Genomic DNA, 12,766 nt, shown 5'->3' on the forward strand with positions numbered 1-12,766 from the left:
GCCTACGAGTTTGCGAGTAGGCGTTCCATCAGGATTCAGACGGCGAGTTCCAAGCGGTTCTGCTACACTAACGCTACGCATAACTTCTCGCATGGTCGGGGATACGACTCCCTCCCTGCTTTCAGTCATCACATACCCAAGTATGCTCCGCTTCCGGCTTCCACCAAATCCCCTGAATACAAACGCTTTCGCTCGATTTGTGTATAGCAAAATTTTTCGTCCTACTCAAGAAATTGGCTGGGCGATTTTGTCTTATTTTGAGTTTTGTCCAACGTTACTAAATTCCAATTTTTTTATTTTGCGAGACCTGCGTGTATTTTATCTAAATTCCATTGCATCATTTCTAAATACGAATCGCCAGTCTTTCCTTGTTTGGCAGTCGAATCCGTGAATAATTTCGCAAAAATTGGCACGTCCGTCTCATTCGACACACTCTCCATACTTCGCGGATCAACGCTCGTTTCCACAAATAAAACGGGTACTTTATTTGCCCGAATCGTCTCGATGACCTGCTTCATCTGATCTGGCGTCCCTTGATTCTCCGTATTGATTTCCCAAATATACGCCGCGTTTAGTCCGTACGCTGCCGCGAAATATTTAAACGCCCCTTCACTCGTCACCAGCGTCTTATTTCCCAAATCTGCAAACTTTGTTTTCGCTTCTCCATCTAATTTTGCGAGTTTTGCCGTGTAGGCTTTCGCGCGTTCCTTATAATATGTCGCATTATCCGGATCTACCTTCACCAACGCATCACGCGCATTGGCAACGTACTTCATCCCGTTTTGCAAATCAAGCCACGCGTGTGGGTCCGTCTCACTTTCCTTCCCCTTCGCATGCAAGAACTTAGGCGCAACACCTTTGCTCAGCGCTACCGCCTCCTTTTGTCCCGAAGAAGCCATCAAGCGATCAAACCAGCCGTTTCCCGTCTCCAAATTCAGACCATTATAAAACACAATGTCTGCATCCGCCATTTTCTGCACATCTTTTGGCAATGGGTCATACTCATGCGGATCAACCCCGACAGGAACAATGCTGTACAGCTCGATTTTATCGCCACCAACCTGTTTCACCATGTCATATAAAATCGAATACGTCGTCACAACCTGCAATTTCCCAGAATCCGCAGCCTTCTCTTTCCCGCCACATGACGCCAAAACAACGCCTAAAAGCACTACTACCAGCGCTAAAATCATTTTTTTCATTGTTTCACGCTCCTTTTTCCAAAAATAAGTCCTTGCTTCGGCGAAAATACGAATACGAGGATGAACAAGACCGTTGCGGCAAGTACAATCGAAGCACCCGATGCAAGATTATACATGTAGCTAAAATATAGCCCAATCACCGCACTTAAAGCTCCGAATCCCGCCGCTAAAAACAGCATGACCGACAAGCGATTCGTCAGCAAGTACGCCGTCGCAGCAGGTGTAATCAGCATCGCCACCACCAGAATAATCCCTACCGTTTGCAAAGAAGCGACCGTCACAAGCGTCAACAATGTCATTAAGAAATAATGCAACACCCGCACTTTCAAGCCATAGCTCTCCGCCATCACCGGATCAAACGAACTCACAAGCAGCTCCTTATAAAACAATCCGACCAAAAGCAGTACAACCGCACCAATCACAAGCGTAATCCACATATCACTATTCCGCACTGCCAGCACATTTCCAAACAAAATATGATACAAATCCGTCGAACTTTGCGCAAGCGAAATCATAATAATCCCCAGTGCGAAAAAAGAACTAAATACAATCCCGATAGCCGTATCATTTTTAATCCGACTATTCTGATTCACAAATCCAATTCCTAGCGCAGCAATCACGCCAAAAGCCGCCGCCCCGAAAAAGAAATTAACGCCCAGCATATAAGAAACCGCAACGCCCGGCAGCACCGCATGCGAAATCGCGTCTCCCATCAGCGACATCCCTCGTAATATAATAAAACTCCCAATCACACCCGACACTATCCCAACAATCACCGACGTCAACAACGCCTTTTGCAAAAACTCATACTGCATCAAACCTTCCAAAAACAACATCAACGAACACCTCCAAACCGAAAACCTTGACCATACGTCTTCAAAATATTATCTTCCGTAAAAGTCTCCGTCGTGTCCCCATAAGCAACCAATACCTTGTTCAGCAAAATGACTTCATCAAAATACCCCGCCACCTTATGAAAATCATGATGGACAACAATCATTGTTTTGCCCTCATCTCTTAGTTGTTGCAAAATACGAACAATCAGCGCTTCACTTGTCATATCAATCCCGACAAACGGTTCGTCCAACAAGAAAATATCAGCCTGCTGCGCCAAAGCTCGCGCAATAAAAACCCGCTGCAACTGCCCTCCTGACAACTCCCCAATCTGCCGTTTCGCAAAATCTAACATATCCACTTGCGCCAAAGCATCCCGTGCGATTTGCCGTTCTTTCTTCCGCGGCCATTTCATCAATCCAAGCTGAGGATACGTCCCAATCAATACCGTATCCAGCACCGTAATTGGAAACGTCAAGTCCACACTATTACGCTGCGGCACGTACGCTATTCTCCCGCGAATCCCTTGCACCAGCTCCCCTTCCCACGTCACCGTCCCCGACTCGGCTGGAATCAAACCAATTAATCCTTTTAGAAACGTCGATTTCCCAGCGCCATTCGGTCCGATAATTCCTGTCATTTTTCCAGGGGCTATTTGAAGCGAAACGTTCTCCACAACTCGTTTTTGTCCATATGCAATCGATAAATTTTCTACTAACATCACCATCACCTTTTCCCATGCGACTATTTTTTACACATAACTAACAATGTTTCTCTAAGGAAACTTTATGGATAGTATAGCCTATATAAATGGATTTGTAAAGGAGTCTTCATTTAGTAGTCAGGATTAATATTTCGCACAACAAAAAGACGCAAACCATCGCGGCTTGCGTCTCCAACTTTATTCAGCTAACTTCTTCAACAACACTTGGAACTGCTCGCGTTCTTCTTCTGTAAATACAGAGAAACGGCGAACGAGCATTGCTTTTTTCTTCTTCTCAATCGAGCTTACAAATGTTTTTGCTTCTTCCGTTAATTCCAGTACGATAATTCGACGATCCACTTCGGAGCGGTGTCTTGTAATGAAATTATTGGCAACTAACGCGTCGGTAATTGCTGTAATATGACTTGCTGACACATCTAACTTCTTCGATAAATCTGTGGTTCGGTTGATGCCATTAGCAATTAGGCTCAGTACCCGAAATTCGCCACCTGTCATTTTGCGCTCTAAAATACCATCTACTTCATGTCGAAAACTATTAAAGACACGCTTTACAGCCGTCTCCATTTCCAGAAAATCATCCACGTCAAAGCCTCCTTACTTCAGTTGTTCTTTCACTAATTGAACTGCTTTTTGTTGTTGCGGGTCTGTATCTTTTAAATGTTTCTGAATGGCAGTGATTAGTGCATTGGTTGTGTCGCCAGTCATAATGCCGTCGACTTTCAGTTTACTAGCTGTTTGGAATTGTTTCACAGCCGCTGTTGTATCCGCATCATACAAGCCATCTACTTTACCAACTTTGTAGTTCAGTGCCGCAAGCATCGATTCAATTGTTTTCACGTCATCGCCGAAGCTGCCTTCTTTGTAAGTTTTGGATGCATCCGGAATCGCCATGGTCGCATAAGCTGGTAAGGCTACTGCTACATCCGGTTTGATACCTTTTTCGTGAATCCAGTCGCCATTTGGTGTTAGCCATTTCGCAACCGTTAGTTTGAGTAAAGAACCATCGCTTAGTGGTGCTGCCGTTTGTACCGTTCCTTTACCGAACGATTTCGCACCAACAAGCTTAATGCCACCAGATTGACTAGCCGCCGCTGCTAAAATTTCCGACGCACTTGCGCTACCTTCATCAATCAGCATCGTCACAGGCACTTTCACTTTATAGCCATCGTGCGCGCTACTGTCTGATTTAATGACTTGTTTCGTGCCATCTTTTGCTTCTTCTTGCACAACAACTTTGCCATCAGGTAAGAAAAGACTAGCAATGTCCACCGCTTGATCGAGTAAACCACCAGGGTTTCCGCGTAAATCAACGACAAGACCTTTCATGCCTTTACTGTCCATGTCTTTTAATGCTTTTTCAAGCTCGCTATATGTGTTTTCTGAGAAGGTCGTGATTTGAATCGTTGCGATTTTGTCTGCATTTATTGTCGCGTAAACTGTTTCAATCGGAATTTCATCGCGAACAATTTTCACATCAAAAGGTTTATCCGTTCCAGGGCGCGAAATCGTCAATGTCACGCTCGTCCCTTTCTTACCACGGATTTTCGTTGTTGCTTCCGTTGAAGAGACGCCTTTAATGGATTTTCCGTCCACTTCTACAATTTTGTCATTCGGTCGCAAACCTGCAGCCGCTGCCGGAGAATTCTTGATTGGCGAAACAACTGTTATGTAGCCATCTTTCTCCTGTATTTCGACACCAACACCTGAAAAACTAGAAGAAATCGTATCATCAAACTCTTCTGCTTCTTTTTTCGACATGAAAGAAGAATACGGATCGCCGAGTGAATCGACCATGCCTGTAATCGCACCTTCCATCAACTTATTCGTGTTGACATCTTTAAAATATTTATTCTGAATCTCATCGTATACATTGTAAAGCTTCGTAAATTCTTTCCGTTCTGGAATCGCCACTTTCACTTGCTTGTCCGCGCCAAGAGACATCACTAGCGCTGTCACTAATGCCGTTACGAACACACAGCCAAAGAGCAGCAACACAAACGGGAAAGTTTTCATTCGAATAAAGCCTTTATTCGGAGTTTCTGGTTTCTTCTCCACATCATTCGGTTCATTCGGATTTGTTGGTCCTTGTTCCATTCTTTCGCTCACCACTTTCTCACTAAAAGCACCCTAGTAAATTTATATTTCTAACTTCTTATATATTCTATCAGCTTTTGCCTAGAAAGGACAGCTTTTGTTGCTCCCAAAACTAGAAAAACAAGTAAAAACAAAAGACAATTCCGCGTCCTCCCATTTTTACTTGCTTTACTAATCTATCTATAGCTTAAACGACAACTTCATAGCCTGCTTCATCTACGGCTTCTGCGATGTTATCTTTTACTTCTTTGCCATCATCATACGTCACTTCTGCCGTGCCTGCTTCCAGTGAAATCACCGCTTGTTGCACACCTTCCACCGATTCAATTGCTTCACGTACACGCTTTTCGCAATGCTCGCAACTCATACCTTCAACTTCTATGACTAATTTCGCCATCATCCGTCACTCCTTTGTTATTTCTACGTCTTTATTATACCCCACCCAGGTAATTATTGCACGGATAACACTTTCTTTTTCTCCGTATCATGCCATTCCAACAATCCATAAACCGCATTGAACAAGTAAATCGCGTACTGCGTTGCAATAATCGGGTTTTTCGTATAAATATTAAGCGAAATAACTAGCACATTCATGATAATCCACAAATACCAGTTAAAACTAAACCTAGCAATCATCAAAAACTGCGCCGTCACACCCAATGCGAAAATAAAATTATTCAACATCAGCTGATACGGATCATTGGCCACACCAAGAATCCCTGTTAAATACATGTTCACAAAAGACGCCACGATAATAAAAACAATCGCAATTCCAAAATGACGCTCGGTTAACTGTCGTGGTTTTAACGTCGCTTCCTCATTTAAATGTTTCTTCCAAGTCACCAAGCCAAAAATATGTGTCACAAAATAGTAAATGCTCGGTAGCGCCGCACCAACGTTTCGGCCTAACAAGTTCCCGCTCATCTCACCAAACCCCGCCAGCATCCCGAAAATATTCCCACTATTCTTCCCCTTCGCCAGTAAAATCACGCAAATCAAGCCGCAAATGGCACCAATAAACGATAGTAAATAACGCCATTCAAAGTTAGTCAGTGGATTAGTCGCCAGAAAAGCAATCGTGACAAGCACCACAGAAACATACGGATACGCTTTATTTCGCCCAATTTTCATAATTAGAGTTTTCATCGTTTTGCTCCTTTTTGTCATTTAATAGTTGTTCTACTAAACGAATGCTCTCCAAGTAACGTTCCTCGTAATTCCCCGAAGTGATGGCCACGTACGGAATGTTATTCTCATGCATCAGCTGTTTTAACAATTCCTGAAAATCTTTGCGTTTTTCCTTGCTACCGAGGTGTCGCAACCCATCGTTCACCCAAGGCGTATTATTTTCGAGCAAAATAACCAAATCAAATGGCTGCGTCTCAATCATCGCTTGCACAAACGGATGTTTCTGCCCTTCATACGTCATACAAAAAGCTTGCGTCGTCACATAATCCGTATCAATAAACGCTACTTTATTCGCATATTTCACTGCAAAATCAATATATTGCGCCTGACCGAGTGAAATTTTATCATAATCGGAAAACTGCAACGCCTTCTCGTTTCCGCCGAGATGAGAAAACACGTAATCCCGCCCGTATTCCCAAGCACTCGTCGTGTTAAAGGTATTCGCAAGTTTATTCACCAACGTCGATTTTCCGCTAGACTCCCCACCAAGAATCGCGACTTTACGAACGAAAAACGGCTTTACTTCTGTCGGAATGTAGTCCCAATAATGAAATGGCTCCTGTCTAATTTGTGTCGCGCTAATGTTCATAAATGAGCGCTCCGCATCAATCACAACCGTGTCAACGCCTAGCAACTCTTGATAACGAATCGCATCTTTCGGCTCACTCGAATAAATTGCATTGGCTTGAATATGATTGTCAGAAAGCAACTTCTTCGCCCGAATCGCCCATTCATCCCAACCATCCGGATACGGCGGAATCCCATCTTCCGACAAATCATGAATTTTAATATTCTCTTGGTATTTAAACGTCTGCAATAACCAGCGCCAACGATCCTCCACAGTCGGCTGTTTCGTCATCGAACTCTTTTGAAACAGATCGAAATCACGCGACGCATCATGACACAAAATCACATGCAATTCATCCACTTGGCTTGCAGCTCGCTGAATCAAATAAATATGCCCTGTGTGTAGTGGATAAAACTTTCCGAAGACAACACCGATATTTTTTTCGCGTGGTGGGTATTCTAAATGTAGGACTTCATGTAGCGCTTGCAACTTTTGCGCACTCGGTTCTTTGATTTTATTATTGATTAATTGGCTCAGGTAGCCTTTCGTGACGCCAATTCGGTCGGCGGCTTGTTGCAGGGTAAGGCCGTTTTCTTTTAAGGCTAGTTTTAAATATGTATATCGTTGCATCTGAATCGCTCCCTTTTGTATTTGTTTATTATATTAAACAAAAAGTCATTGAAAGTCAATAGTAAATCGAAAAAGCTAGAAATCATTCGCGTGACTTCTAGCCGTTTTCGTTATTTTAATTTTACTCGTTTTAAGCGTAACGCGTTTGTTACGACTGATACCGAACTTCCTGCCATTGCTAAACCTGCTACCCAAGGAGCGAGTAAGCCTAGTGCTGCAATCGGAATACCTGCACAGTTGTATGCTAGTGCCCAGAAGAAGTTTTGACGAATGTTGCGCATGGTTGCTCGACTGAGTTGGATGGTTTGCGGAACGAGTGTCAATTGGTGCCCCACAAGGGTTACGTCGCCCGTTTCTATCGCGATGTCCGTCCCTGTTCCGATACTAATACCTGTATCCGCAGTCGCAAGTGCTGGTGCGTCATTGATTCCATCGCCGACAAATGCGACAACATGCCCTTGTTTTTGCAAATCTGCCACTAAATCGCTTTTATCATTCGGTAATTGTTCCGCGTACACCTCATCGATGCCGAGTTCTGCCGCAATATTTTCCACGACGACCCGTTGATCGCCAGAAGCAATCGCTGTTTTCACGCCAAGTTCACGCAACCGCGAAATAGCTTCTTTCGCTTCCAAACGAGGCGTGTCTAGCAAACCAAAAGCTCCTGCAAACGTGCCATCAATGCTCATCGAAACAATCGTTTGCCCTGCTTTCATCCATTCTTGCATCGCGTCATCCGCTTCTTTTGGAATCGTTACTTCTTTTGCGATAAAGCGATACGAACCAAGCGATACTTTGCTACCATCAAGCACGCCCGTCATTCCGTGACCCGCCTTCGCACGAATTCGTTCTGCTTGCGTCGCGCTCATTTTCTGTCCGTCAAAATGTGCCAACACGGCTTTAGCAATCGGGTGTTCTGATTGTTCTTCCATCGTCACGACAAAGCGCGCGAAATCCTCATGTACGTCCAACACATTCGTTACTTGCAGTTTGCCTTCTGTTAACGTTCCTGTTTTATCAAAAATTACCGTATCGACTTTGGCTGTGCGTTCCAAATGTTCGCCGCCTTTGAAAAGAATGCCGCTTTCCGCACCTCTCCCAGTTCCCGCCATAATCGCAGTCGGCGTCGCCAAACCAAGCGCACAAGGACAAGCAATCACAAGCACCGCAATCGCGACTTGCAAGGACTGATCCAATACCCCGCCAGTCACAATCATCCAAATCACAAAAGTCACCGCGGAAATCGCCAACACAATCGGTACAAAAATCCCCGAAATCCGGTCTGCCAATCGTTGAATCGGCGCCTTCACACCTTGCGCTTCCTCCACGAGTTGAATAATCGTCGAAAGTACCGTCTCGTCCATCCGCTTCGTCACTTTCGCCTCAAACGCGCCGTCGAAATTCACCGTCGAGCCAATCACCGTGTCCCCAGCCTTCTTCTCCACAGGCACAGGTTCCCCCGAAATCATCGACTCATCAATGCTCGTTTCGCCAGACAAAACCACCGCATCAATCGGCACTTTTTCACCTGGTTTTACTAAAATCACATCACCAATCGACAACTCATCGACCGGCACTTTCCATTCCTTGCCTTCACGCAACACAACCGCTTCTTTGGATTGCAGTTTCAACAAGCCCGCAATGGACTGCGTTGTTTTAGACGTCGCATAACTCTCAAGCAATTTTCCAAGTAAAATCAAGGTTATTAAAATCGCACTCGTTTCAAAATAGTAATGCGCCTCAATCCCTGGATTCATCAGCTGCCGGATATATTCCGCTAAACTGTAGAAATACGCCGCCGAAGTCCCAAGCGCCACCAACACATCCATGTTCGCACTCTTACCACGAAGCGCCTTATACGCCCCGTCATAAAACCGCCAACCGATATAAAACTGAATCACCGTCGCTAAAATCAGTTGTATCGTCGGATTTATCAGCGCATCAATCTGCATCGCAAACGCCGTATGATGCAAATAAGGAATATGCGTCACCATCGTCAAAAGGAGCGGCAAAGCCAGAATCGCCGATAAAATAAACCGGTGAACTTCCCGTTTAAACTGCTTTTCAAGTACAGCATCTTTCTCTTCTTTCGACATTTTTTCTGCCGCATCATACCCTGCATGCTTCACAACACCAATCAGTTCCTCAGGGCTTATTTGTTCCGGATCATAATACACCGCAGCGCTTTCTGTCACCAAGTTCACGTTCGCCCGTTCCACCCCAGTTGTTTTATTTAAAGACTTCTCCACCCGCGTAGAACAAGCCGCACACGTCATCCCAAACACATTTAAATCTTGCCTTTTTGCTTCCATTTTCAAAAATACCTCCTATCCTCACGTCTTCGAAAACTGACGTATTACTTTCAACAAATCATCCATGACTTCGTCTGACTCGCCATTTTGCGCAGCATCGACCACACAATGTTTCGCGTGATGCTCAAGCACTTGCAATCCGACTTTCTTAAGCGCCGAGTTGGCCGCTGAAATCTGCACTAAAATATCCACACAGTAGCGATCTTCCTCCACCATTTGCTGAATTCCTCGAACCTGCCCCTCCACACGTCTTAAGCGGTTCAAAATTTGTTTCGTATCCTCATTAGAACGCGGTACAATTGGTTGATCATGCGTCATTATCATCCGTCCCTTCCTTTACTTTATAAAACCATAATACCCTATAGGGGTATACAAAGTCAACTAAAGCATCTCACAATTTATCGGTAAACATAAAAAAGCTCCCTACAAAGCCGCGTACCAGCCTCATAGAGAACTTATTTTTATTTTGCCGTGCCATCATCGATTTTCTTTTGTAATGCTTGTACGTGTTGAAAAAAGTCTTCCAGCGTCCAGTTATTGTTATAAATAATCGTCGCCGCATCCTTCCCAACATAGCGATAATGCCAAGATTCGTATTGATACTTCGTCGTTGATTCTCGGCCTTTCATATAGCGCAAAATAAAACCATAATTATGCGCATTCTTCTGTAACCATTTGCCCTCAGGCGTGTCGCCAAACGCTTCTGTCAGCTCGTATCCTTGGTCTTTCGATGAAATGTCCATCGCGAGACCTGTTTGGTGCTCACTTGTACCAGGAACCGCAACTGCCTCTTTGGCTTTCGCTTCTCCTTTGTTCGCCACTTCCGCACTAAAAACTTCTTGTTGTCGCTTGTACGAACGATACCCCGATACGGCATATAACGTTAAATTATCTTGTTTTGCAGCAGTAAACATCGCTTCTAATTGCGCGCCCGCTTCCTTACGCATTTGTGCTTTTTCCACCTGGGCGTCGCCAAACGAAAACGTCACATTTGGTCGAACTAAATCTGGCGGGGTATACGTCGATTGCAATAAATAATCTTTATTCGCAAGCACTAATATATTTTCTGGATTCGCGATATACTCCGTGCCATTTTTTTCTACCAATTTATTTTGTTGGGCGATGTAAGGATAAAGCGGATCATTCTTGTAGTCTGAACTTCCCGACGTCTGCTCTGTATTGGCTGCAGTTTGTGTTTGTGCCTCTGGATTAATATCGCCTTGTACATAATCTGCTGCCGTATGATACCCCGACAAACTAAGGGCAATCATGAATGAAATAAAATGCATCATCTCGTTTTGAAACCTTCTTTCGTTAGATTCTTCCCCGGTTGCAAAGCTTCCCTATTTTAAAGTTGACTCTAACGCTACAACAATCATGTCATTAAATGTTGTTTGACGCTCTTCTGCCGTTGTTTCTTCCCCAGTAAAAATGTGATCGCTCACTGTCAAAATTGCCAATGCTTTGCGACCAAATTTCTGCGCAATCGTATAAAGCGCCGCGGCTTCCATTTCAATACCTAATACCCCATGGTCCGCCAATTGTTGTTTATCTAATTGCTCATTGTAAAAACGATCGGATGAAAAAACATTCCCAACACGCATCGCTAAGCCTTTTTCAACACCAGCATCATACGCATTTTTCAATAAATCAAAATCCGCTACCGGTGCAAAATCAACACCAGCAAACGTATTGCGATTGATTTGCGAATCCGTTGAGGCCGCTTGGGCAATAACAACATCGCGAACTTTCACGTCTTTTTGAATCGCGCCCATCGTACCAACACGAATTAAATTTTTCACGTCATAGCTTTGGATTAATTCATTCACATAAATCGAAATCGACGGAACTCCCATACCTGTTCCCATTACCGATACCCGTTTTCCCTTATACGTCCCTGTGTAACCAAACATATTCCGAACTTCATTAAAACAAATCACATCTTCTAAAAAAGTCTCCGCAATATATTTCGCACGCAACGGATCTCCTGGTAAAAGAATCGTTTCTGCAATCTCGCCTTGTTTCGCCTCAATATGAATACTCATGTATTAACGCCTCCCATTTTTCTCTTCATCCAGTAAATAATTGTTCCATAAATCATCAAACAACGTCATGCTTGGAATGTACGACGCGTTTAGTTCCAGATACTCGCATAGCTCGTAGTAGTCCATCGACTGCTTCGGAAAACTATGGTCTTTAAACGCATCATTGGCAAATTTCGTCGCCGCATCACGCTTAATCGTATCACGATACGTCATTAAATAATGATAAAATGATCTTCCCAAGCTGTCCAATCCTCTCTTCTATCAATTCTCCACATATCGCAAAATTTGTTCACAAATCCGGTGCGTCTCAAGCGCGGAGTTTTTAGAAACAGGCTCAGCTTTCCCGTTACGCACTGCATCTAAAAAGGCCGTGATAATCGACTCGAAACCACGTTTATAAAGCGTTGTTTCCCAATCACCAAATCGGAAAATTTCGTGTCCCGTTCCTTCATAACGATGTAGTTCCGTCACATGTTCCACTTCCCATTTCGCATCCGATGTGAAAACAGTCAAACGTTCCTCACTCGTGCCACTGTCCCGATTCATAATCGCCGTAGCCATTTTTCCATTTGCCACAAATTGCACCGTAATCGCCGAAAGTAGCGAACCGTCCATCGTCGGAAACACCGTCATACGCTCCACTGGCGCATCCAACAAATACAACACCGTGTCCACCACATGAATGAAATCATCAAAAATAAATGTCCGCGGCTCACTCGCTTGTGCCTTCCGATGTTTTTGCATCAAGATCATATTGATATCATTACGTTCCGCAAGAGCCGCATAACGTGGCGCGAAACGACGATTAAAGCCGACCATGAGCAATGTATTTTTGGCTTCTGCTAGTTCTAGAAGTTCTTTTGATACTTCATAATTATCCGCCACCGGTTTATCCACGTATACAGGAATTTCCGCTTCCAGAAAAGCCCGTACAATCTCCGGATGACTAGCCGTTGACGTATGTACAAACGCCGCGTCCACACCAGAACGAATCATCGACTCCACAGAACTATGCGTATTATGAAAACGATATTTCTCACTGAGCGACTTTAACTTCTGTGCATCCCGTGTATACAAATGCACTTCTACATTATCCAAATGCGCAAACACTGGCAAATAAGCCTTCTGCGCAATACCACCTAAACCAAGTACAGCAATTTTTAACATTT

14 protein-coding genes are annotated in these 12,766 nt (G+C 44.1%); all 14 read right to left on the minus strand.

The window, feature by feature from the left end; all coding sequences use genetic code 11:
- Window positions 1-293: 293 nt before the first annotated feature.
- Window positions 294-1,202 carry a metal ABC transporter substrate-binding protein gene (locus EP57_RS08085; RefSeq protein WP_036085752.1) on the minus strand — a complete coding sequence of 303 codons (909 nt, stop codon included), beginning with the start codon at window positions 1,200-1,202 and terminating at the stop codon, window positions 294-296.
- On the minus strand, window positions 1,199-2,038 hold the full coding sequence (locus tag EP57_RS08090) for a metal ABC transporter permease (protein WP_036085753.1): 840 nt from the start codon (window positions 2,036-2,038) through the stop codon (window positions 1,199-1,201). The genes EP57_RS08085 and EP57_RS08090 overlap by 4 nt, the downstream gene beginning before the upstream one ends.
- Window positions 2,038-2,757 (minus strand): metal ABC transporter ATP-binding protein, encoded by a 720-nt coding sequence (locus tag EP57_RS08095; RefSeq protein ID WP_036086169.1) that lies wholly within the window; start codon window positions 2,755-2,757, stop codon window positions 2,038-2,040. Before EP57_RS08095 ends, EP57_RS08090 begins: the two co-directional genes overlap by 1 nt.
- Window positions 2,758-2,937: 180 nt before the next feature.
- Entirely contained in the window at window positions 2,938-3,342 is a 405-nt protein-coding gene (locus tag EP57_RS08100; protein WP_036085754.1) for a MarR family winged helix-turn-helix transcriptional regulator, read from the minus strand.
- A 12-nt stretch (window positions 3,343-3,354) separates the two neighbouring features.
- Complete coding sequence (locus EP57_RS08105; RefSeq protein WP_036085755.1) at window positions 3,355-4,854, minus strand: lmo1851 family serine protease; 1,500 nt, start codon at window positions 4,852-4,854, stop codon at window positions 3,355-3,357.
- A 187-nt stretch (window positions 4,855-5,041) separates the two neighbouring features.
- Window positions 5,042-5,254 carry a heavy-metal-associated domain-containing protein gene (locus tag EP57_RS08110; RefSeq protein WP_241480716.1) on the minus strand — a complete coding sequence of 71 codons (213 nt, stop codon included), beginning with the start codon at window positions 5,252-5,254 and terminating at the stop codon, window positions 5,042-5,044.
- Window positions 5,255-5,304: 50 nt separating this feature from the next.
- Complete coding sequence (gene pnuC / locus EP57_RS08115) at window positions 5,305-6,000, minus strand: nicotinamide riboside transporter PnuC (protein WP_052167612.1); 696 nt, start codon at window positions 5,998-6,000, stop codon at window positions 5,305-5,307.
- A complete protein-coding gene (nadR, locus tag EP57_RS08120) occupies window positions 5,966-7,240 on the minus strand; it encodes a multifunctional transcriptional regulator/nicotinamide-nucleotide adenylyltransferase/ribosylnicotinamide kinase NadR (RefSeq protein ID WP_052167613.1) in 1,275 nt (424 codons plus the stop codon). Before nadR ends, pnuC begins: the two co-directional genes overlap by 35 nt.
- Before the next feature lie 110 nt (window positions 7,241-7,350).
- Window positions 7,351-9,552 carry a heavy metal translocating P-type ATPase gene (locus EP57_RS08125; protein ID WP_036085757.1) on the minus strand — a complete coding sequence of 734 codons (2,202 nt, stop codon included), beginning with the start codon at window positions 9,550-9,552 and terminating at the stop codon, window positions 7,351-7,353.
- Between the two features lie 21 nt (window positions 9,553-9,573).
- Window positions 9,574-9,870: a metal-sensing transcriptional repressor gene (locus EP57_RS08130; protein WP_036086174.1), complete on the minus strand. Its 297-nt coding sequence runs from the start codon at window positions 9,868-9,870 to the stop codon at window positions 9,574-9,576.
- 143 nt (window positions 9,871-10,013) lie between these two features.
- Window positions 10,014-10,844, minus strand: coding sequence for a M15 family metallopeptidase (locus tag EP57_RS08135; RefSeq protein ID WP_036085758.1), 831 nt, complete (start codon window positions 10,842-10,844; stop codon window positions 10,014-10,016).
- Between the two features lie 51 nt (window positions 10,845-10,895).
- Entirely contained in the window at window positions 10,896-11,597 is a 702-nt protein-coding gene (gene deoD, locus EP57_RS08140) for a purine-nucleoside phosphorylase (protein ID WP_036085760.1), read from the minus strand.
- Between the two features lie 3 nt (window positions 11,598-11,600).
- A complete protein-coding gene (locus EP57_RS08145) occupies window positions 11,601-11,837 on the minus strand; it encodes a YozE family protein (RefSeq protein WP_036085762.1) in 237 nt (78 codons plus the stop codon).
- 21 nt (window positions 11,838-11,858) lie between these two features.
- Window positions 11,859-12,764 (minus strand): Gfo/Idh/MocA family protein, encoded by a 906-nt coding sequence (locus EP57_RS08150; RefSeq protein ID WP_036085763.1) that lies wholly within the window; start codon window positions 12,762-12,764, stop codon window positions 11,859-11,861.
- Window positions 12,765-12,766: the final 2 nt, after the last annotated feature.

It is taken from the genome of Listeria booriae, assembly GCF_000766865.1.
GTDB lineage: Bacteria > Bacillota > Bacilli > Lactobacillales > Listeriaceae > Listeria_A > Listeria_A booriae.

What these genes read in the sequence shown, in the direction of transcription:
- nadR (WP_052167613.1), bottom strand. Translation starts at nt 7,240, where the DNA reads ATGCAACGATATACATATTTAAAACTAGCCTTAAAAGAAAACGGCCTT.
- EP57_RS08130 (WP_036086174.1), bottom strand. Translation starts at nt 9,870, where the DNA reads ATGACGCATGATCAACCAATTGTACCGCGTTCTAATGAGGATACGAAA.
- EP57_RS08125 (WP_036085757.1), bottom strand. Translation starts at nt 9,552, where the DNA reads ATGGAAGCAAAAAGGCAAGATTTAAATGTGTTTGGGATGACGTGTGCG.
- deoD (WP_036085760.1), bottom strand. Translation starts at nt 11,597, where the DNA reads ATGAGTATTCATATTGAGGCGAAACAAGGCGAGATTGCAGAAACGATT.
- EP57_RS08105 (WP_036085755.1), bottom strand. Translation starts at nt 4,854, where the DNA reads ATGGAACAAGGACCAACAAATCCGAATGAACCGAATGATGTGGAGAAG.
- EP57_RS08135 (WP_036085758.1), bottom strand. Translation starts at nt 10,844, where the DNA reads ATGATGCATTTTATTTCATTCATGATTGCCCTTAGTTTGTCGGGGTAT.
- EP57_RS08090 (WP_036085753.1), bottom strand. Translation starts at nt 2,038, where the DNA reads ATGTTGTTTTTGGAAGGTTTGATGCAGTATGAGTTTTTGCAAAAGGCG.
- EP57_RS08110 (WP_241480716.1), bottom strand. Translation starts at nt 5,254, where the DNA reads ATGATGGCGAAATTAGTCATAGAAGTTGAAGGTATGAGTTGCGAGCAT.
- EP57_RS08085 (WP_036085752.1), bottom strand. Translation starts at nt 1,202, where the DNA reads ATGAAAAAAATGATTTTAGCGCTGGTAGTAGTGCTTTTAGGCGTTGTT.
- EP57_RS08150 (WP_036085763.1), bottom strand. Translation starts at nt 12,764, where the DNA reads ATGTTAAAAATTGCTGTACTTGGTTTAGGTGGTATTGCGCAGAAGGCT.
- pnuC (WP_052167612.1), bottom strand. Translation starts at nt 6,000, where the DNA reads ATGAAAACTCTAATTATGAAAATTGGGCGAAATAAAGCGTATCCGTAT.
- EP57_RS08095 (WP_036086169.1), bottom strand. Translation starts at nt 2,757, where the DNA reads ATGTTAGTAGAAAATTTATCGATTGCATATGGACAAAAACGAGTTGTG.